Source organism: Micromonospora sp. NPDC051296 (assembly GCF_040682255.1).
GTDB classification, from domain to species: Bacteria; Actinomycetota; Actinomycetes; order Mycobacteriales; family Micromonosporaceae; genus Micromonospora; species Micromonospora craterilacus.
Genome location: NZ_JBFBAO010000021.1, coordinates 14,243 through 33,772 on the forward strand (window position 1 = coordinate 14,243; position 19,530 = coordinate 33,772).

General features: G+C 72.3%; 19 protein-coding genes. 10 read left to right on the plus strand and 9 right to left on the minus strand.

The genetic code is table 11. From position 1 onward, the window contains the following. Window positions 1–21 precede the first annotated feature (21 nt). Complete coding sequence (locus AB0M52_RS04225) at window positions 22–264, plus strand: mycoredoxin (protein ID WP_363948711.1); 243 nt, start codon at window positions 22–24, stop codon at window positions 262–264. 65 nt (window positions 265–329) lie between these two features. On the opposite strand, the gene AB0M52_RS04230 is transcribed toward AB0M52_RS04225, so the two are convergent. Further along, window positions 330–965 (minus strand): flavoprotein, encoded by a 636-nt coding sequence (locus AB0M52_RS04230; RefSeq protein WP_363948672.1) that lies wholly within the window; start codon window positions 963–965, stop codon window positions 330–332. 91 nt (window positions 966–1,056) lie between these two features. Here AB0M52_RS04230 and AB0M52_RS04235 point away from each other — a divergent pair, with 91 nt between their 5' ends. From AB0M52_RS04235 to AB0M52_RS04255, 5 genes are all read left to right on the plus strand, one after another. After that, window positions 1,057–2,259: a helix-turn-helix transcriptional regulator gene (locus AB0M52_RS04235; protein WP_363948675.1), complete on the plus strand. Its 1,203-nt coding sequence runs from the start codon at window positions 1,057–1,059 to the stop codon at window positions 2,257–2,259. Window positions 2,260–2,652: 393 nt separating this feature from the next. Beyond that, window positions 2,653–2,973, plus strand: a complete 321-nt coding sequence (locus AB0M52_RS04240) for a hypothetical protein (protein ID WP_363948714.1) — start codon at window positions 2,653–2,655, stop codon at window positions 2,971–2,973. A 143-nt stretch (window positions 2,974–3,116) separates the two neighbouring features. After that, window positions 3,117–3,359, plus strand: coding sequence for a hypothetical protein (locus AB0M52_RS04245; RefSeq protein ID WP_363948678.1), 243 nt, complete (start codon window positions 3,117–3,119; stop codon window positions 3,357–3,359). 84 nt (window positions 3,360–3,443) lie between these two features. Beyond that, window positions 3,444–3,899 (plus strand): hypothetical protein, encoded by a 456-nt coding sequence (locus tag AB0M52_RS04250; RefSeq protein ID WP_363948681.1) that lies wholly within the window; start codon window positions 3,444–3,446, stop codon window positions 3,897–3,899. A 2-nt stretch (window positions 3,900–3,901) separates the two neighbouring features. Then, window positions 3,902–4,801, plus strand: a complete 900-nt coding sequence (locus AB0M52_RS04255) for a cupin domain-containing protein (RefSeq protein ID WP_363948684.1) — start codon at window positions 3,902–3,904, stop codon at window positions 4,799–4,801. Window positions 4,802–4,828: 27 nt separating this feature from the next. Here AB0M52_RS04255 and AB0M52_RS04260 read toward each other — a convergent pair whose 3' ends face one another. Then, a complete protein-coding gene (locus tag AB0M52_RS04260; RefSeq protein ID WP_363948687.1) occupies window positions 4,829–6,175 on the minus strand; it encodes an MFS transporter in 1,347 nt (448 codons plus the stop codon). A 224-nt stretch (window positions 6,176–6,399) separates the two neighbouring features. Between AB0M52_RS04260 and AB0M52_RS04265 the strand changes: the two genes are divergently transcribed. The 3 genes from AB0M52_RS04265 to AB0M52_RS04275 all read left to right on the plus strand — a co-directional run bounded on the left by AB0M52_RS04265 (window position 6,400) and on the right by AB0M52_RS04275 (window position 8,177). Next, window positions 6,400–7,380: a helix-turn-helix transcriptional regulator gene (locus tag AB0M52_RS04265; protein ID WP_363948690.1), complete on the plus strand. Its 981-nt coding sequence runs from the start codon at window positions 6,400–6,402 to the stop codon at window positions 7,378–7,380. 73 nt (window positions 7,381–7,453) lie between these two features. Beyond that, window positions 7,454–7,690: a DUF397 domain-containing protein gene (locus AB0M52_RS04270; protein WP_111212185.1), complete on the plus strand. Its 237-nt coding sequence runs from the start codon at window positions 7,454–7,456 to the stop codon at window positions 7,688–7,690. A gap of 214 nt (window positions 7,691–7,904) precedes the next feature. Further along, window positions 7,905–8,177 carry a hypothetical protein gene (locus tag AB0M52_RS04275; RefSeq protein ID WP_363948693.1) on the plus strand — a complete coding sequence of 91 codons (273 nt, stop codon included), beginning with the start codon at window positions 7,905–7,907 and terminating at the stop codon, window positions 8,175–8,177. A 127-nt stretch (window positions 8,178–8,304) separates the two neighbouring features. On the opposite strand, the gene nudC is transcribed toward AB0M52_RS04275, so the two are convergent. The 3 genes from nudC to AB0M52_RS04290 all read right to left on the minus strand — a co-directional run bounded on the left by nudC (window position 8,305) and on the right by AB0M52_RS04290 (window position 12,015). Next, complete coding sequence (gene nudC, locus AB0M52_RS04280; RefSeq protein WP_363948695.1) at window positions 8,305–9,300, minus strand: NAD(+) diphosphatase; 996 nt, start codon at window positions 9,298–9,300, stop codon at window positions 8,305–8,307. Between the two features lie 76 nt (window positions 9,301–9,376). Continuing rightward, window positions 9,377–10,708 carry a pitrilysin family protein gene (locus tag AB0M52_RS04285; RefSeq protein ID WP_363948697.1) on the minus strand — a complete coding sequence of 444 codons (1,332 nt, stop codon included), beginning with the start codon at window positions 10,706–10,708 and terminating at the stop codon, window positions 9,377–9,379. Further along, window positions 10,705–12,015 carry a pitrilysin family protein gene (locus AB0M52_RS04290; RefSeq protein ID WP_363948699.1) on the minus strand — a complete coding sequence of 437 codons (1,311 nt, stop codon included), beginning with the start codon at window positions 12,013–12,015 and terminating at the stop codon, window positions 10,705–10,707. Before AB0M52_RS04290 ends, AB0M52_RS04285 begins: the two co-directional genes overlap by 4 nt. A gap of 241 nt (window positions 12,016–12,256) precedes the next feature. Here AB0M52_RS04290 and AB0M52_RS04295 point away from each other — a divergent pair, with 241 nt between their 5' ends. Further along, entirely contained in the window at window positions 12,257–12,700 is a 444-nt protein-coding gene (locus AB0M52_RS04295) for an Rrf2 family transcriptional regulator (RefSeq protein ID WP_363948701.1), read from the plus strand. Between the two features lie 35 nt (window positions 12,701–12,735). Here the strand turns inward: AB0M52_RS04295 and AB0M52_RS04300 are convergent, their stop codons facing one another. From AB0M52_RS04300 to AB0M52_RS04315, 4 genes are all read right to left on the minus strand, one after another. Then, window positions 12,736–12,924, minus strand: coding sequence for a hypothetical protein (locus tag AB0M52_RS04300; RefSeq protein WP_363948703.1), 189 nt, complete (start codon window positions 12,922–12,924; stop codon window positions 12,736–12,738). Between the two features lie 215 nt (window positions 12,925–13,139). Further along, on the minus strand, window positions 13,140–13,343 hold the full coding sequence (locus AB0M52_RS04305) for a cold-shock protein (protein WP_013735772.1): 204 nt from the start codon (window positions 13,341–13,343) through the stop codon (window positions 13,140–13,142). A gap of 230 nt (window positions 13,344–13,573) precedes the next feature. After that, complete coding sequence (locus tag AB0M52_RS04310; protein ID WP_363948707.1) at window positions 13,574–16,930, minus strand: ATP-dependent DNA helicase; 3,357 nt, start codon at window positions 16,928–16,930, stop codon at window positions 13,574–13,576. A gap of 64 nt (window positions 16,931–16,994) precedes the next feature. After that, window positions 16,995–19,530: ATP-dependent DNA helicase (locus AB0M52_RS04315; RefSeq protein ID WP_363948709.1), on the minus strand; the 2,536-nt coding region annotated here is incomplete at its 5' end.

The following is a 19,530-nucleotide window of genomic DNA, read 5'->3' on the forward strand; positions in this document are numbered from 1 at the left end:
ATGACGTTGGAGGATCTCACCATGCTGACGATGTATTCCACCCCCTGGTGCGGATACTGCCACCGGCTGAAGTCGCAGCTCGACCGGGAGGGGATCGCCTACCAGGTGGTCGACATCGAGCAGGATCCGGCGGCCGCGGAGTTCGTGATGGGGGTCAACGGCGGCAACCAGGTCGTCCCCACGCTGCGCTTCGACGACGGCAGCGCGCTGACCAACCCGTCGATCAACCAGGTCAAGCAACACCTGGCAAGCATCGCCGCCTGACGCCGAAAAATGCCCCCCAGCTCTCGCTTGGGGGGCATTTTGGCGTTCGCCCCGCTTGCGCGAGGTCAATCGGCCGTACCGCAGAGGCGATGCGGCCCAGCAGCGTCCAGGTCAGTGGCGCTTGGCGAACCCGACGAACGCCTGCCAGGCGGCGGTCCCACGCCAACGTCGATGCTCCTGCGGAGTTTGCTGACGGCAGAAGTCAGATCAGCCCACGGGAAGAGCGCGGCAGCCGGCGGCCCCATGTTCGGAGTTGGCAGGGGATAGCGATCCGGATCGAAGAGCAGATTGACACCCCACGACCGGAGCGCCTGCACACTGGCGCGGAAGGCCGGATGGCGGGCGAGCGCCACGTTCGGTGTGGGGACCGCGATGATGGGCAGCGGCAAGCCGATGGCCTCGTTGAGCATGCCGAGTGCAAGCGTGTCGCTCGCACCCGACGCCATCTTGTTGATGGTGTTGAACGTCGCCGGAGCAATCACGTACGCATCGGGAAACGGCAGTGCATCCGGCTCGTTCGGCTGCTTGTAGTCGTAGCGGACCTGGTGGCCGGTAATGGCCGCAAGTGCGTCAAGATCCATGAACTTCACGGCGGACGGCGTGGCGATGACGCACACATGCCATCCGTCAGCTTGCACCTGAGTCACGAAGGCCAGCAGGTCGGCGGCGGGACGTCCGCCGCACGCCACGACGTAGAGCACGGGTTGACCAGCGATTGGCATACCACTCCATCACTCGACCGATGACCTGAGCCTCGTAGTCCACGCCCAGAAGCTGACGTATCGTCGTGCCATGGTTGCGGACCGGCGAGAATCCGGCACCGCGCTGGACCACATCGGAGTACGGGTCCGCCGTTGGCGGCTCAAGCGTAATCTCAGCCAGCGCGTGCTTGCGGATCTGGCCGGGCTGAGTCAGGGATACATCGCTCAGATCGAGGCCGGAACGGCCCCACTTGACAAGCGCAGTACGCAGCTTGCCTTGAGCAGGGCTCTGCAAGTCTCCTTGGCCGACCTGACCGGGCAGCCCTACGACCCGACGACGTTGGAACATGCAATCGCAGCACGACACCTTCCCGCGCTGCGGGCGGCGATCGCAGAGCTGGCGTTCGGTTCGACCGATGCTCCGAAGGACGACCCGTCAGATCTAGCCGCTGCCGTGCGCAAGGTCACCGAGCTACACAACGCCTGCCGTTACGATGATCTTGTTGCCGACCTCCCGAGCTTGCTTTTGGCTCTGGGCAACGAACGGGACGATCCGGCCTCGGTTCGTCGCCTGGTCTGGGTGACGTATGCCGCCACGTTCGCGGCGAAGTATCTCGGGCATGCCGATCTTGCGATGCTGGCTGCTCAACAGTGTCGGGCGGTCGCGGCGCTTCTCACAGACGAGCCAGAGTGGTTGGGAATGGCGGAGTTCGCCACCGTTCATACCCTGCCCGCCGAGTCAAGGGCGCTGCCGTTGCAGCGCGCCGTTCATGCGATCGATCTTCTGGAGATGGCCGCTGATCATCCGCGCGCCGGACAGGTACACGGCATGTTGCACCTGAGCGCGGCCATGCTTGCGGCGGTTGGCGGGGACACTCAGGCGAGCCGTACGCACCTTCGCGAGGCGCGTACCTCTGCTTTGCGGCTTGGTGAGGGCAACTTCGGTCAACTGTGGTTCGGGCCGACAAACGTCGAAATCTGGCGGTTGGGTGTGCTCGCCGAGCTTGGTGATGGCGGCGTCGTCGTGAACATGCCAAGACTGGATGTCTCCGCCATCGGTTCATCGAACCGCCGGGCAACCATGCATGCCGACCTCGGTAGATGCCTTGCCCAGACCCGCAAGCACGACGGGGAGGCTATGGCCGCCCTGCTACGCGCTGAAACTATCGCCCCTCAGCGGGTCCGTCTGTCGCCGTTGGTACGCGAGACCGTCGGCTCAATGCTTCGACGAGCGCGTCGTTCGGCCGGTGGGCGAGACCTGCAAGCTTTCGCCGCGCGGCTCGACACGGCGTGATTACAGCCTCTAATCATTCCTGCGCGGAGTGACCGTAGCGTCACGCCTGTTGAGCGTGGGCTACCAACGCCCGACATGCGGCACTACCGGTGGAGGCTCAGAAGCCCGGCGGGAGTGTTCGCCCCTGGGGCCGCCCCCTCACTTCCCCCGTGCTGGGGCGGCCCCTCTCAATCGCCTACCAGCGGAGGCCGTTGTGCGCACTTGTCCCTCATACCTCTGTCCGACAGTCGTTCTTCCGGTACTGCCGCAGCGTCAGCGCGGCACGCACCTGCCCGAATGGATGCGCCAACAACGGACCATGCCGCTCCCGGTGCAGTGGCCGGGTCGGGCCGGTCGGCTCACGCGCGGGCAGCAGTGGCGGGCGAACGGCGGCCGGCCGTGCTGAGGACGCAACTGGCCACGCCGGGTCGCGGCCCACAAGCGGACCGGCCCAGGGGCTCCGGCGGAACCATCCCGCACACCCCGGCCCGGCCCATGTGGTTCTGCCGAGTCGACGGGCAGCCCTGGCCCTGCGGGGAGGCCCGCCTGCTGCTGGTCGTGGAGTTCCGGGACAACGTCTCGGGCCTGACGATCTACCTCGCCGGCCTGATGTACGAGGCCATGCGCGACCTCTATCGGCTCAACCCGCACGACGGCCCGGATCCCAAGGAGTTGTTCGCCAGGTTCGTCGCCTGGGGCGCGGCTCGCCCGCCCGCTGCGGAGGGGGCGGAGTGACACCGCGCGTGCCGAAGGTGAGGGGACCTCCCTGGCCAGGCCGTCCGCGAGTCGCCCAACGTTCTGATCGCTTCACGGTAGGACAGACACGGACGCGGAGGCCGCACCCTCCGCACCCGCAAGAGCACGGAGGGTTCTCTCTCATGTCCCAGAGCAACCTGTACACGCTGCCGATCGACGGTGCGCCGTTCACGACCTACTGCGGCGGCAACCTCGGCGGTGACAACGAGACCTGCGCCGAGGTCGCCCCGATCCCGGGTGTCGCCGACGCCTTCGTGGTGCGCGACAACAAGCCGGGCGGCACCGGCGCGGAGCTGCGCCTGACCGGCTCCGAGCTGGACAACCTCGCGGTCGGCTGGGCCCGAGACCGCGGCCTGACCGGCTGACCTCACGCATACATGACACCGCCGGCCGCCCCTGGACCGCTGGGACTCGGGGCGGTCGGTCCCAACCGCACAAAGAGGGCACAGATGGCCGATTGGAAAGGGCACTGGCACGGCTTCGACCCATGGACCGGCTCGCGCGACGAGTTTGCCAAGGAAGGGCAACGCAGGCCGAGCCCCGACCCTCGTGACGAGCAGACGCGGACCTTCCTCGCCAACACCATGACGCCCGTGGAGACCGGGCACTGGCTCTTGCGCCGCGATCAGGCCGCCGCCGAGCGGACCTGGGCCGACGTCGCCGACACGGCGACCTGGATGAGGCAGGCCCGCGAGGCGAACCCGGCCGACACGTCCGGCGGCGCACTGCTCACGGTGGACGAGCTGATCGAGCGGAAATGCGCCAGCCTGGCACGCGGTGGCGACGTGGTCTGGGGCTACTACACCCCGGCCTTCAGCTACGTGTCCTTCGCGGTCGTCTGCTGTCCCAGCAGGTTCTTCCCCAACATTCCCTGCCCGTTGCCGCCACGCACTGACAGGAGGTAGCCGTGTCGCTCGGCCTCTTACTGCCCCCGGACGGGATCGCGGACCTGGTGGACCGCTGGCCCGACGAACCGCGCGTCTACCAGCGCCCGCCAACCGACCTGGATCTCACCGTCACACCCGAATGGCTCTATGAGTGGATCGACACCGGCTGCGTACCGGCCGACGAGATCGCCGCCATCAAGGCCCCTGCCCCGGCGCTCAACGCCCGGTCCTGGACCACCAACGGCCGGACCGACGCCGTACGGCTGCGCCGGCTCTACGAGCGGGGACACACCATCCGCCTCGGCAATCTCCAACGGGTGATGCCCTACATGGCGAACCTGACGAGGAGCATTCAGGAGGAGACCGGCTACTCCAACTACATCCACGCCTTCCTCACGCCCGGGCGGGAACAGGGACTCCGCCACCACTGGGACCAGCAGATGGCCGTCATCGTCCAGCTCGCCGGAGTCAAGCGCTGGGAGCTGTGGCCGCCGGTCGTGGAAGCCCCCATGCGGGAGCACCTTGAGTCCTTTCGCGTCTGGAAGGACAGCTACCTGGACGAATGGCGGGCCTCCGGCCCGGACAGGACCATCGACCTGAGGCCAGGACAGTCGATGCTCCTGCCGAGGGGCTGGGTACACAACCCGTTCAACGCGGCCGATCGCCCCAGCCTGCACCTGACCTTCGCCATCCGCGAGCGCACACCCTACTGGATCACCGAGAAGCTGACCGGCGGCGCGATCGAGGAACTGGCCTTCCGGCAGATCCTCCTACCTGGTGACATTCACGGGGACGCCCTGCCCGGCATCGTCGCGGACACCCGTGACGCCCTGGTGGCGTACCTCCAGGGTCTCGATCCTCGCCGGATGGCCGAGACGCTGCGCGACCTCGCTCGAACCGAACTGGAGTACACGACGTAGCTTCGTCTCCGGGGTACGCGGGAGCGGTCAGCGGCCGGGGTTTCTGGCAAGGGTGCTGACCTGGACGTTCCGGTCTTCCGGGGCCGGGCGCGGTGCCGGGACGCGGGGGCGCGTCGATGGGCCGGTCGGCGGGCTCAACTGGCGACCGCGCCAGAGGTAAACACCGGCGAGCAGGGTGGCCAGGCCGACCAACGCGAAGACCAACCGGTAGTCGAGCACGCCGACGACCAGGGCGCCCACGCCGATCGAGAGCGCCTGGGGGCACCTGACCACGGCCTCGGCGGCCGCGGCGACCCGGCCCAGCAACTGCGGCGGGGTCCGCCGCTGGACCAGCGTGTGCAGCCCGACCAGGGTCAGCGGCAGCGACACACCGGCCATCAGCACCGCGGCGAAGCCGAGCCACAGATTCGGGTACGCCAACGCCAGCGCCGCAGGGCCGAAGAACGCGACACCGACGGCCAGGGTGCCCAACTCGCCGACCCGACGGAGGACGGCGGCAGAGCACAGTCCGCCGACCAGTCCACCAATGCCCTGCACCGTGACGAGTACGCCGACGAACGCCGCGTCCCGGCCGAGCCCCCGGTCGACGTACGCAAAGATCAGCGACTCGGTGAAGCCCATCACCAGCGAGCCGAGTCCGTAGCCGACCAGCGCCCGGCGCAGCGCCCGTTCGCTGGCGAGGTGGCGGAGGCCGGCGACCAGTTCCGACGACCAGCGCCGGGCCCGGGTGGCACCGCCGACGGGGCGGACGTGGAGCCCGTCGGCCGCCGTCGAGGTGCCGACCACCTGGGAGTGCCGCCGGTCGGGCGACTCGGCCACCCGCAGCGTGCCGACCACGGCGGCGGCGACCACGAAGCCGGCCATCCCGACGGCGGCCAGCACCCAACCGCCGAGCACCGCGTAGAGCCCGGCACCGGCCAGCGGACCGATCAGCCGCAGTCCCTGGCGGACCGTTTGCAGCACCCCGTTCGCCTCACCGAGCAGGTCGGACGGCACCAGTTCCTGGATCAGCCGGCTGAGCACCGCGCCGACGGTGAGGTTCGACAGGCCGTAGAGCGCGGCCACCCCGTAGATGATCCACATGTCGCCCGCGTCCCGGACCGCGAAGAGCGGGGTGAGCAGCAGCGCCGTGGCGAGGTTGGTCGCCACGAAGAAGGGCCGCCGCGGGTACCGGTCGACGAACCAGCCGACCAGCGGCGCCAGCGTCCGCGGTGCGATGATCACGAAGATGGTGGCGCCGGCGAGGCCGTCCGATCCGGTCAGGTCCTTCACCCAGATGGCGAGCGCGAGCAACAGGATCGACTCGGCGGTCATGCTGGCCAGCAGTCCGCCGAACAGCAGGCGGAAGTCCGGGCGGCTCAGGACGGTGCGCATTGGTCCCTCCGGGGGTGGCGCGACTCGGGCGCGGCAGACAGCCGGTCCGGGGTCCGGCGACGCAGGTCGTGACGCCCCCGTCCGGTGTCGGGTCTGCGCATTTCTGATGACACGCCCCTCGCCGGTACCTCCGGCGCCGATCGCGACGTCCATACTGACCGTGAGGGGCGAGTTTCATACAGTTACCGTCGTATCCACGGCGGTCGACGGAAAAGAGGACACCCGTGCCTCCTGCCGCACCCAGCCCGATCCTGCGTCGCCGCCGGCTCGGCGTCGAACTGCGCCGGTTGCGCGAGGCCGCCGGCCTCACCGGGGACCAGGTCATCGACCACGTAGGCTGGGCCTCCGCATCCAAGTTGTCCCGGCTGGAGAACGGTCGCAGCCGACCGGACCCGCAGGACGTCCGGGACCTGCTCGACCTCTACCGCGCCAACGAGGCGCTGCGGGTGGAGCTGCTCGGCATCACGCACGAGGCCGGCGACATGCGCGGCTGGCTGAAAAGCTATCCGGCGATGACGCAGCAGCAGCGCAGCTTCGCCGAACTGGAGGCCGGCTGCGCCGAGATCTCCGAGTACAACCCGGTGCTGGTGCCGGGGCTGTTGCAGACCACCGGATACGCGCGGGTCCGGATCTCCTCGGCCCGGCAGGTCGACCAGGAGGCCGGCGACCCGGAGGTCGACGAGGACATCGAGACCGAGATCAAGGCCCGGCTGGCGAGGCAGTCGCTGCTCACCCGGGAGACCGACGCGCCGCGCTACACGGCCGTGCTGGAGGAGGCGGCGCTCGGCCACCGGGCCGGGCCACCCGAGGTGCTCCGGGAGCAGTTGGCGCAGTTGTGCGAGCTGGCCATGCTGCCAAACGTCACGCTGCATGTGCTGCCCCGGGACACCCCGGTCGGCCGGTGGTACCTGCCGCCGACCGCGTTCTCGCTCTACCGGTTCGCCGACCCTCTCGATCCGGAGACGCTGGCCATCGAAGGTGGCTTCACCGACGTCATGTCGACCGAGGCAATAGCCCTAAATCGCTATAAAGTGGTGTTCGAGTGGCTATGCGCGGCGGCGCACTCCGCAACGGACACCCTCTCCTGGCTGATGAAGTCGATGGGACGGCTGTCCGAGGCGGCGGCCCCGTCCACTGTGGCGATCGGCTCGGCAACGGCGCCGGCCCAGCGACGCGGATCCTCCGGGCGCCTGACGGAGCGGTGACCAACCGGAAACCACCGTCAGGACGCGCGACGCCACTCGTCCCATCGGTTCGGTTGAGCTCAGGAGCGCAACGATGAACGAGATCCGCAACACACCGTCCGTCCTCGCCCAACTCGCGCACGCCCCCTGGCGTACCAGCACGCGCAGCCAGACCTCCAACTGCGTCGAGGTCGCGCCGCTGCGTACCGGCCCGGCCGCGGTGGCGCTACGCGACAGCAAGGACCGGGGCGGCCCGGTGCTGCTGTTCAACCGGGCCGGCTGGCTGGGCTTCATCTCCGGCGCTAAGAACGGGCAGTTCGACCTGAACTAGAGCCGGACGCCTCGCGGGGCCGCCGGCACCTGTGCCGGCGGCCCCGTCGTCGTCCATTCCCGACGACCCTGCTGACCAGGGGTCGGATGATCGGTCGGGCCTGCACATCAATGGGCGAGTTTCACTTGCTGGGAAACCGGCCGGGCGTACGATGGCGGCGTAGTGACGTGGAACTTCCACCGTTCCACCCGTCGCGGCACATCCGGAGACCCACATGCGGTTCCTGATCGTTCGCACCGACATCCGCACCGCCGCCGACACCGACATCACGGCCGCCTGGGCCTGCGGTCATCGGCTGCGGGACGAGACCACCCGGCCCGAGCCGCGCCGCCAGGTCGTCCACGCCGAGGACCGCGACGCCGCGCTACTGCTCGCCCGGGCGCTCGCCACGGTCGGCGCCGTACGCTCCGGCAAGCAGCGGGTCAAGGTGCTGCCGCTCGACGACCCGGGGTACGGACAGGCCCATTCGGAGGGGCCCGACACCTGACCCACCCGACGTCCGTCGTGGTCGACCGGCTCCCCCGCCGTGTTCCTACCCAGCCGACCACGACGGCCCGTGTCCCCGGCCCGTGGCCGCCGCGGCAACGACGGTCACGGGTCGGGGCCGCACCCGTTCAGCAGTGACCGTCGAACCAACGGTGGATCAGGAACATCGCGATCGACGACGGCGGGGGCAGCAACAGCCGGGCACCACCTACGTCGACCGGCCGACCGGCCAGCGCCGCGCCGATCTCCTGCCGGGTGAACCAGCGGGCCTGGGCGATCTCGACGGGGTCGACCCGCAGCGGGTGCTCCGGGTCGGCGGTGGCCAGGAAACCGAGCATCAGCGAGCCGGGAAACGGCCACGCCTGGCTGCCCGCGTACGTGGCCTCGGCCACCGGGACACCGACCTCCTCGCGTACCTCCCGCAGCACCGCGGCCTCGGCCGACTCCCCCGGCTCCACGTACCCGGCGAGGCAGGAGAACCGGCGCTGTCCCTCGGCGCTGGGCCAGGTGGCGTTGTTGCCCAGCAGGCACCGCCCGTCGACGCCGTCGACCCCGTCGTGCACGAGCACGATCATCGCCGGGTCGGTACGCGGCCACACCCGCTCACCCCGGGCGTCCACCCGGGACCAGCCGGCCTCGTCCGCCCGGGTCGGCTCGCCGGTGATCGGGTGGTAGAGGTGGCGCAGGTGCCAGTTGGTCAGGGCCAGCGCCGTGGTGAACAGTCCCGCGTCCCGGTCGTTGAGCAGGTGCCCGACCTGGCGCAGATGAGCCGCGCGGGTGTCCGGCACGGCCGCCAGCACGGTGTGCACGCAGAAGACCGGCACGCCGTCCGGTTCGACGCCGAGGAACATCGCCCCGGCGGCGAGCGCCGGCGGCAGGTCGTCCGCATCCGCCAGGACCAGCGCCGGCACTGCGGTGTCGGTACGCACCAACGCCCGCCCCCCGGCCTCCACGTCGAGCACCAGCACCCGCGCCCCGGCCCACGCCTGCGCCAACCACTCCGGATCGGTACGCCGGTGCGCCGCCCGGTCCAGCGTGGAGCGGGCCAGCGGCGGGGCGGCCTCGCCACGCGCGCCGACCGGCTGCCCCCAGCCATCCGGCCAGCCGGATCGAGGCCCGCTCATGCCGACACTCCGCTACGCTCCGTGCCGCCATGAGGCACCACCGCACCGCATCGATGATTCGCTCGCTGACGCTCGCTCATGTCAGCACCCGGACGGTCTCGACCGGGGTCAGCGTGGCCAGCGATGGCGCGATCCGCTCGGCGTCGCCGAGCACGACGGTGACCGCCCGCGCCGGGGCGAGGTACCGGGCCGCCGCCTCGGCGACATCGTCGACGGTCGCCTTCGCCAGCCGGGCCGCGTGCTCGGGCAGGAAGTCCAGCCGCAGCCCGTTGCCCGCGTACGCGCTGACGAACGACGCCAGCCCCGCCTGGGTGGAGATGCCGAGCTGGAGCGTGCCGAGGGCGTACTGCCGGGCCTGTTCCAGCTCCTCGGGCGCCGGCGGCACGGTGGCGAGCCGGCCCAGTTCGTAGCTGGTCTCCAGCAGGGCCGGCGCGGTCACCTCGGTGGCCACCTCGGCGGCGGCCACCAGCAGCGAGCCGGCCACCGAGTGCTCGACCAGCGAGTGCGGCCCGTACGTGTAGCCCTTGTCCTCACGGATGTTCTCCACCCAGCGGGAGGAGAAGTAGCCGCCGAAGATGAGGTTGGCCAGTTGCAGCGGGGCGTGGTCGGGATGGGTACGCGGCACCGCCGGCAACGCCACCCGCAGCGACGACTGCACCGACCCGGGCCGGTCGACCAGCAGCAGCGGGCCCGGCTCCAGCGGAGGGGCGGGCGGCAGATCGGCGCCGTGCCCGTCGCCGCCCCAGCCGCCGAGGGCCTTCTCGGCCGCGTCCAACGCCCGCTCCGGACGCACGTCACCGACCAGCACGAGCACCGCGCCCGCCGGATGCACCCGTTGGGCGTGCAGCGTACGCAGCGCGGCCGGCCGGACCGCCCGGACCTGCTCCGGGTCCGGTGTCTGCACCGCGTACGGGTGCTTGCCGTAGATCCGCTTGAGCAGTGCGGTACGAGCCAGGTGCGCCGGCTGGCTCTGGGCCACCTGGATCCCGTCGACCAGCCGGTCCCGCTCGACCCCCACCCACTCGGCCGGGTAACTGGCGCCGGTGAGCACCTCGGCGAGGATCTCCAGCATCCGGTCCAGCCCGGTGGCCAGGCCGGTGCCGGAGAGCATCAGCCGGTCCGGGTCGAGCCCGGCGGAAAGCCCACCACCGATCCGCTGCAACTCGGCGGCGATCTGCACGCTGGTCATCGTCTCCGTGCCGGAGAGCATGGTCTGCGCGAGCAGGTGCCCGCGGGCCAGGTGGGCCCGGCCGAAGGGCATCCAGAGCCGCAGCTCCACCAGCGGGACCGCCGGGCGGCGTACCGCGATCACGGTGAGGCCGTTGCCGAGCGTGCGCTCGGCCTGGCTCGGCAGCTTGAGCCGGCGGGTCGGGCCGAGCGGCGGCAGCGGCACCACGGCTGCACTCACCGGACACCTCCGGGAATTACCTCGACGGACGCGCGGCGCTCGGGCCGCAGGGTGGCGGCGGCGGCGCGGACCTGCTCGTCGGTGACCTCGCCGACCAGCCGGGACAGTTCGTTCAGCAGGCCCGGCTCGCCGCGTTGCTGTTCCAGCACCGCCATCCGCAGCGCGCGGCCGAGCACCGCGTCGGTGTCGCGCAGCAGGTGGGTGGCCATCCGGGCCTGGGTGCGGGCCAGCTCGCCGTCGGCGAGCCCGTCGGTGGCGAGCCGGTCCAGTTCCTCGTCGACGGTGCGCAGCACCTTGTCGACGTCGCCACCGGGTGGCAGGTGCGACTGGAGCAGCAGGGCCGTGGGATCGCGTACGTCGAACGGGTCCCCCATGAACCCCAGGTAGCCACCCACGCTGGTCACCGCCCGGTCCCGGTGCACCAGCCGCTCGACCAGCCGGGACGCGTCGCCGTCGGTGAGCACCTCGGCCAGCACCACGTACGGCAGGTAGGCGGCGAAGTCGCCGACCGGGTCGGGCACCCGCCACCCGGACGCCACCGCCGGCAGCGGGGCCAGTTTGTCGGTGTACGCGGTGCGCCGCTCCGCGGTCAGCGCCGGCTCGGCGAAGTCCGGCCGGTCGGGCGCCGGCCGGGCCGGCACGTCGCCGAAGTGCCGCTCGATCAGCGCGACCGCCTCGGTGGTGTCGATGTCGCCGCTGACCGCGAGCACCGCGTTGCCGCTGGCGTAGTAGCGCCGGAAGAAGTCGGCGGCGTCGGCGACGGTGGCCGACTCCAGGTCGTCGAAGGAGCCGTAGCCGTCGTGCGCGTTGGGGAAGGTGTCGAACATCACCGGCGGCAGGGTCAGCCAGGGGAACCCGCCGTACGGCCGGTTCAGCACGTTGACCCGGATCTCCTCCTTGACCACGTCGACCTGGTTGCGCAGGTTCTCCTCGGTCAGCCGGGGGCCGCGCATCCGGTCCGCCTCAAGAAACAGCGCCCGCTCCAAGGCGTTGCTCGGCAACGTCTCGAAGTAGTCGGTGTAGTCCAGGTGGGTGGAACCGTTGAAGGTGCCGCCCGCCCCCTGTACGTGCCGGAAGTGCGCGAGCTTCTCCAGGTTCTCCGAGCCCTGGAACATCAGGTGCTCGAAGAGGTGGGCGAAGCCGGTGCGCCCCTCGGGTTCGGAACGTATTCCGACGTCGTAGACCACCGCCACCCCGATGACCGGGGCACTGCGGTCGGGGGTGAGGACCACCCGCAGGCCGTTGTCGAGGGTGAACCGCTCGACCGGATACCTCGTCGCTGGGATTCTCGCTCTGCGCGTCGGCACGGATCCGACCCTAACGTCTCGGCGCGTCCGGGACGGCCACCTGCCGGCAGCCGGCCGACCGGGATCAACTTCCCGTCATCTGGATGGGCCTTGACAGCACCCGCCGATTCACCCCAGCATTCCTACCAACTAAGTTGGAATACTGCGGATTGGACGGACGATGAGACGGTCTCCCGGGCACCGGCAGCTCCGCCTGGCCGCGGTCACCGCCGCCGGATAGCGGCGCGGACCGGTCAACGACGTGTACGTCTCCGCACGCAGCGACTACGCGCTCCGGGCCATGCTCACCGTCGCCGCGCACCGGGGCGACGGTGAGCTGGTCAAGGCGGCGGCGCTGGCCGAACGCCAGCAGATCCCGCTCAGCTTCCTACAGGGAATCCTGGTCGACCTCCGCCGCGCCGACCTGCTGGTCAGCCATCGGGGCACCGAAGGCGGGTACGCGCTCGCCCGGCGGGCCGACGCGATCAGCGTCGGCGACATCCTCCGCGCCGTCGGTGGCTCCCTGACCACCGTACGGGGCCTACCGGTCGAGCTGGCCGCCTATCACGGCGCGGCCTCCGGGCTCCGCGACGTCTGGCTCGCCGTGCACGGCGCGATCGCGCTGGTGGTCGACCGTACGAGCCTCGCCGACCTGCTGCCCGTCGACGGCCGCCCGAGCAACGCCGGCGCATCCGGGCCGCGCTGACCCGGTGCTGGCAGATGGTGTGGGTACGCCCCTGGTCAGCCGACCGCGCTGTCCGACCGCTCGGCCGGGGCCGGCGGCCCGTGCAGTTCCACCAGGCTGGACGGGGCGGACCCACCCGGTGTGACGGGCCAGGTGGTGAACGCCGCCGCCATCGCGAGCAGCAGCCCGACGGCCGCCACCGCGACCACCAGGAGCAGCTCGCGCATCGCCGCGGAACCCACCATGGCCGTTCCTCCCCGCACCGAGCCGATCCCCCCGGCTCATCCCCCTGGCCCAGCCTTCCCCAGCCGGGCGGTGGCGACAGTCGCCCACCCGACCCTTAGACGGCTGATTACCGACTCAGGGTTCCGTCGCCCGGTGTCCATGTGCGGACGGCCGAGCCACCGCCGGTCGAACGTGCACCAGCGGTGGCCCGGCCGTCGCGGGCGATCCGTGAAGATCAGAGCGGGCGGATGTTCTCCGCCTGCGGGCCCTTCTGGCCCTGGACGACCTCGAACTCCACCCGCTGGTTCTCGTCCAGGCTGCGGTAGCCGGAGGACTGGATCGCCGAGAAGTGGGCGAAGACGTCGGCGCCGCCGCCGTCCGGGGTGATGAAGCCGAAGCCCTTGTCAGCGTTGAACCACTTGACGGTGCCAATAGCCATGCTTGTTTCGTCTCCTTGACGGAACGTCGGCCCCGTACCTGTTACGGGACCGAAAGAGGAATGTTCCGGGCGAACGTGCTCGGAACGCCTGTCGCTTCTGGTCGCCCCGCCCGGAGAAGTCCGGACATAACAAAGAGCGCCTGGGGCCACAATCCGCCAGGCGCAAACAGAGCTGGTAACCAAAACTGCAACGCGGGCACCATACCACGGATCCGGCAAAGCGCCAGCCACTACGGCAGCTCCGGAACCGAGGTGAGCAACCTGGTCAACCCATCGACGTCGAGCAGGTCCGCCGGACGGACGGTCACCCCGTCCCGCACGTAGTGGAAGGCCGCGCCGACCCGGTCGACCGGCACGCCGGCCAGCTCCGCCCAGGCCAGCCGGTAGACCGCCAACTGCACCGCGGCCACCTCGGCCGCCGCGCCGGACGGGCGGGCGCCGGTCTTCCAGTCGACCACGTCGAAGCGGTCACCGGGGCGCCGGAACACGGCATCCATCCGGCCACGTACCACCACGCCGCCGATCAGCGTGGCGAACGGCACCTCCACCTCGACCGGCGTCCGGTCCGCCCACTCGCTGGCCAGGAAGCGCTGCTGAAGCTCGACCAACGCCTCGTCCGGCGCGGCGTCGGCGTCGGCCGCACCGGGCAGCTCGTCGGTGTCGAGCAGCCGGTCCGCCCCGAACCGCTGCTCCAGCCAGGCGTGGAACGCGGTGCCCCGGCGGGCGTACGGGTTGGGCTCGGACGGCAACGGACGGCGCAGTGCCCGGGCCAGCGCCGCCGGGTCCCGGCGCAACGCGACCAACTGCGTCACCGACAGGTGCTCGGGCAGCGCCACGTCGATCGGACCGGACAGCCGGCTCAGCTCCGCCCGCTCGGCCAGCAACAGGTCGGCCTCCCGCCGCCACCGGGCCACCTCCGGGTCCGACGCCGCCGGGTCGTCTTCCCCGGCGGCCTCGCCGCCGTCGGTGAGGAAGCGACGCACCAGCGCTGCCGCCTCGGTCAACGTCGGACGGCGTACGCCGAGCGGGTCCGCCGGCCACTCGGCCCGCAACACCACCTCGGTGGTCGGATTCACCGCATCCGGCGTTGGTTCCGGCGCCCACTCGTCGACCAGGTGACCGTCCCCGGCGTCCAGGCACGCGTCCTGCACCTCGCGCAGCAGTGCCGACGGCCCGCGCGGTCGCTTGGTGCCCTCCCCCCACCAGTGGCCGGAGCAGAGCAGCAGACGGCGCGGACGGGTCACCGCCACGTACGCCAGCCGCCGTTCCTCCCGCTCGTCGTGGGCCCGCCAGTCGTCGGTGAAGTCCGCCACCGCCCGGGCCACGCCACGCTGGTCGTCGGCCTCGGCCAGGGCCAGCTCGGGCAGCCCGTCGGCGTCGCCCCGCAGCGGGAACGGCAGCACGCCCAGCCCGCCGAGCCAGTGGTCGGAGTTTCGCACCGGCCCCGGCCACACCCCCCGGCTCAGCCCGGCCACCGCGACCACGTCCCACTCCAGTCCCTTGGCGGCGTGCGCGGTGAGGATCTGCACCGCGCCCTCGACCACCTCCACCTCGCCCGGGGCGAGGCCACGCTCCTCGTCCTCGGCGGCGGCGAGGTAGGCCAGGAAACCGGCGAGCGTGGCACCGGGGGTCTCCCCGCTGAACCGGGCGGCCACGTCGCCCAGCGCGTCCAGGTGGCCCCGGGCCAGGCCGGCGTCGCCGGCACCGTCCCGGCCGGCCCGCACCGCCACCTCCACGTCCAGGCCGGTGGTCCGTTCGACATCCGCGATCAGTTCCGGCAACGACTGGTCCAGTCGGTACCGGAGCAGGCCCAGCTCCCGGGCGTACGCGCGCAGTCGCGCGTAACCCTCGGCCGAGTACGCCTGGGCGGGGCCGAGGTCGGCCAGCGCCTCGACCAGGGTCGCCTCGTCGAGCCGGTCCGGGGTGATCTCCGGGGTGCCGTCGTCGGCGAGCTGGCGGCGGGCCGCCGCGATGGCCCTGGCCCGGCGGTGCAGGGCGACCAGGTCCCGCGGCCCGATCCGCCACCGGGCGCCGGTCAGCAGCCGCAGCAGCGCCGCACCGTCGGTCGGGTCGGCCAGCACCCGCAGCGTGCACACCACGTCGCGGACCTCCGGAGTGTCCAGCAGGCCGCCCAGCCCCACCACCTCGACCGGCAGCCCACGCTCGCGCAACGAGGCGGCGATCGCCGGGATCTGACTGCGCAGCCGGACCAGCACCGCCGTGGTCGGGCGCAGCGTGACCGGGATCTGCTCGGGCAGCGCACCGCGCATCCCGGCCGCGCCCTGCCAGGCGGCCAGCACGCTGTCGGCGATCCAATCGGCCTCGTCGGCGTACGTCGGCAGCAGCGCGCAGTGCACGGTGCCGGCGGCGGCACCGCGCGGGCTGCGGTGCGGGATGGGCTCGCGGACGCTAAGCGCGGCGTGCAGCTCGGGCACCCGGGCACCAGCCGCCCGCAACGGGGTGGCCAGCGCGTTCGCGACGGCGAGGATCTCCGGCCGGTTGCGCCAGCTGGTGGTCAGCCCCAGCACCCGCGCCGGTTCGCCGTCGGTGCGGGCGAACTCGGTCGGGAAGCGGTCCAGGGTGCCGGCGCTGGCACCCCGCCAGCCGTAGATGGACTGGCAGGGGTCGCCCACGGCGGTAACCGGATGCCCGCCGCCGAACAGCGCGCCGAGCAGCACCACCTGGGCGTGGCTGGTGTCCTGGTACTCGTCGAGGAGCACCACCCGGTAACGGTTCCGCTCGATCTCGCCGACGCCCGGATGGTCCCGGGCCACCCGGGCGGCCCGGGCGAGCTGATCGGCGAAGTCCATCGCCTCGAAGTCGTCCTTCCGGCGGGCGTACGCGCGCACCAGCGGCAGCAGCTTCAACCGGGTCTGCTGGAACGCAAGGGCCTTGCGCACGTCGGCGTAGATCCGTCCCGGGCGGGACTGCACGTCGGCGAAGAACCGGCCGGTCCACACGGCCAGCTCGTCCGGGTCGACGAGGTGTTCGTCCAGCTCGCCGGCGAGCGCCAGCACCGCGTCGGTGACGGTGCTCGGCATCCGGTCCACCTCGGACATGTCCCCGTCGTAGTTGCGCACGATCAGGTCGACCAGCTGCCAGCGGGACGCCTCGGTGAGCAGCCGGGTGGAGGGTTCGTAGCCGGCGCGCAGGCCGTGCTCGGTGACGATCCGCCCGGCGTACGAGTGGTAGGTGGCCACGGTGGGCTCGCCGGCCAGCGGGTCGTCGAGCGGGTCGCGCCCGCGCCGGCCGAGTCGACGGACCAGCTGGTCGAGCCGGGTACGCACCCGGTGGGCCAGCTCACCGGCCGCCTTACGGGTGAAGGTCAGGCCGAGCACCTGCTCCGGCCGGACGTACGAGTTGGCCACCAGCCAGACCACCCGGGCGGCCATCGTCTCGGTCTTGCCCGAGCCCGCGCCCGCCACCACCAGCAGCGGATCCACCGGCGCGGCGATGATCGCCGCCTGCTCCCGGGTGGGCGCCGGCAGGCGCAGCAACCTCGCCAGCTCCACCGGGGTGTACCGGGGACCGGCGTCGGCCGCCCGGGGCGCCGGTGCGGCGGGGTTGAACAGGGCCGGCTGGGTCACTGTTCCTTCTTCGTTGGCGACTGCGGGGCTCGCAAGCTCACTCCTCGCGCCGCACCGCGCACGCTCACTCCTCGCGCTCCGGGCGACGGACGGTCGGTGGCTCGACCACCTGCCGCCCCTGCCCGGACACCGGGCAACTGGTGCGCACCGGGCACACCCGGCACTTGGAGTTGGCGACCGCGGCGAAGGTGGCAGCCGCCATCGTATCGGCGGTGCGGCGGACCAGCGCGGTGGCCCAACCGGCCTCGGGCCCGTCGGTGGCCGGTGGCTGGGCCTGCTCCCGCGCGTCCTTCGCCCCGGTACCGAGCTGCACCAGGGCCGCCCCGCCGGGCTCGTCGCCGAACTCGGCGAAGGCCCCCGCCTCCACCGCCGCCTGGTACGCGCCCAGCTGCGGATGCTCCGCCACCTCGCGCTCGGTGACGGCGGTCGACTTGCCGGTCTTCAGGTCCACCACCACCAGCCGGCCGTCGGCGTCCACTTCCAGCCGGTCCACCCGGCCGGCCAGCTCGACCGGCCGGCGCGGGTCGTCGAGGCGTACCGCGAACTCGTGCTCGATGGCGAGCAGGCGGCGCGGGTTGGCGGCCAGCCAGCGCAGCAGCTTGTCGACCATCCCCTCGGCGCGGGTCCGCTCCGGTCCGACCATCCAGCGGGCGGCCAGCTCGATCGCGTCGAACCGGGCGGCCACGTAGTCCAGTAGCGCGCCCCGATCGGTGCTGGCGTCCTCGGCGAGCATCGCCGCCGCGTGCACCAGGTTGCCGACGCCCTGCGCCGCGCTGGCCGGCGCACTGCCGCCGTGCCGTTCCAGCAGCCAGCGCAGGCTGCACCGGAGCGCGCTCTCCATGGCCGACGGGGTGACCCGGACCGGCTCGCCCTCGTCCACCAACGGCCGGTCGTCCGACAGCGGCCGCAGGCCCCACCAGTCGTCGGGATGCGCGCCGGAAACGCCGGCGGCGGCCAGCCGGGCCAGCTCCGCCGCCGCCACGCGCCGCCGGGCGGGCGACGCCGCCGGGTCGGCCACCGCGGTACGCAGCTCCGCCACCAGCGCGGGCAGGGTGAGCGCCCGCGGCGGCCGGCTCACCGGCAGCGTGCGCGGCCGGACGGGTTCGGGGTCGGGCTCGCTCACCCGGTCAGCCGCGCCCGCTGGGCCGGACCCACCGCGCGGGGTGCCGTCCGCCGGCCCGTCGTCCGGCACTGGCCGCTCCGCCGGCCCAGGTTTCGGGTCCGGCGGTCCGCCGGACCCGTCATCCGGCCCTGGCTCGTCGCCGGTCGGGTCGGTGGGGCCGAGTTCGTAGAGGAAGCGGCTGGGCTGCTCCTCATGGTCGTCGCCGCCCACCGCTGCGGAGGCGACCGCGCTGACCAGCAGTCGCCGCCGGGCCCGGGTCACCGCGACGTGGAACAGCCGCCGCTCCTCGTCCAGCAGGGCGGAGGTCTGCCCGACCAGGGTGGCCACCCCGCCGGCACCGTCCGCCCGGCCGGCGAGCACGTCGACCAGGCGTTCCGAACCGAGCAGGCTGCCGCGCAGCCGCAGGTCCGGCCAGACGCCCTCCTGCACCCCGGCCACCGCGACCAGGTCCCATTCCAGGCCCTTGGCGGCATGCGCGGTGAGCAGCCGGACGGCGTCTCCGCGGTCGGCGGTCGGGGCGAGGGTGTCGGCGGGCAGTTCCTGGCCGAGCACATGGTCGAGGAAGACCTCGGTACGCGCGCCGGGTAGCCGGTCGGTGAACCGGGCGGCGGCGTCGAAGAGGACCAGCACCGCGTCCAGGTCGCGGTCGGCCGCCTCGGCCCGGCGGCGCCGGGCGAGATCGCCCTCGCCGGCCACGGCCGGGCCACGGGTCAACGCGGCGGACCACAACTCGGCCAGACCGCTGGCCCGCCAGACCGCCCAGAGGACGTCCTCCACAGTGGCACCGGCACGATCGGCCGCCTCCCGGGCCACGGCCAGCAGCCCGGCCACCGTCTGCGCCGGCTCCGCCCAGCGCCGTTCGACACCGGCCAGCTCAGCCGGATCGCGCAGCGCCTCGACGATCAGCTCGCCGGACGGCCGGCGGTCGCCGCCGGCCAGGGCGATGGCCCGCAGGCCCTGCCGCAGCCGCCGCTCGGCCAGCGGGTCGGCACCGCCGAGTGGCGAGTGCAGCAGCGCGACCGCCGCCTCCTCGTCGAGCCGCGCCGGCTCCAGCGCACAGCGCAACAGGAGCAGCAGCGGCGCTACCGCCGGTTGCAGGTGCAGCGGCAGGTCCTCGCCGTGCACCACGGTCGGCACACCCGCCGCGTGCAGCGCCCGGCGCAGCCCGGGCAACTGCCGGCCGGTGGAGCGGACCAGCACCGCCATCCGCGCCCAGGGCATCCCGCCGAGCAGGTGCGCCTCGCGCAGGGCGTGCGCCAGCCAGGCCGCCTCGCTGGTGGCCGAGCGGAACGTGCGTACCTCCACTGCGCCCGTAGGCGCACCGGACAGCGGACGCAACCGGCGGTGCGCCGCCGGGCCGCGCAGCCGACGGGCCAGCCGGGCGAAAGCCGCCAGCAGTCGCTCGCCGGACCGGTAGCTGGTGGTCAGCAGCATCTGCGCGGCGGGCGCGCCGGAGGCGGTGCGGAACCGGTGCGGG

Coding starts and splice junctions, on each gene's coding strand:
- AB0M52_RS04245 (WP_363948678.1), top strand. CDS start 3,117: ATGTCCCAGAGCAACCTGTACACGCTGCCGATCGACGGTGCGCCGTTC.
- AB0M52_RS04260 (WP_363948687.1), bottom strand. CDS start 6,175: ATGCGCACCGTCCTGAGCCGCCCGGACTTCCGCCTGCTGTTCGGCGGA.
- AB0M52_RS04225 (WP_363948711.1), top strand. CDS start 22: ATGCTGACGATGTATTCCACCCCCTGGTGCGGATACTGCCACCGGCTG.
- AB0M52_RS04275 (WP_363948693.1), top strand. CDS start 7,905: ATGCGGTTCCTGATCGTTCGCACCGACATCCGCACCGCCGCCGACACC.
- AB0M52_RS04250 (WP_363948681.1), top strand. CDS start 3,444: ATGGCCGATTGGAAAGGGCACTGGCACGGCTTCGACCCATGGACCGGC.
- AB0M52_RS04305 (WP_013735772.1), bottom strand. CDS start 13,343: ATGGCTATTGGCACCGTCAAGTGGTTCAACGCTGACAAGGGCTTCGGC.
- AB0M52_RS04270 (WP_111212185.1), top strand. CDS start 7,454: ATGAACGAGATCCGCAACACACCGTCCGTCCTCGCCCAACTCGCGCAC.
- AB0M52_RS04235 (WP_363948675.1), top strand. CDS start 1,057: ATGGTTGCGGACCGGCGAGAATCCGGCACCGCGCTGGACCACATCGGA.
- nudC (WP_363948695.1), bottom strand. CDS start 9,300: ATGAGCGGGCCTCGATCCGGCTGGCCGGATGGCTGGGGGCAGCCGGTC.
- AB0M52_RS04300 (WP_363948703.1), bottom strand. CDS start 12,924: ATGGTGGGTTCCGCGGCGATGCGCGAGCTGCTCCTGGTGGTCGCGGTG.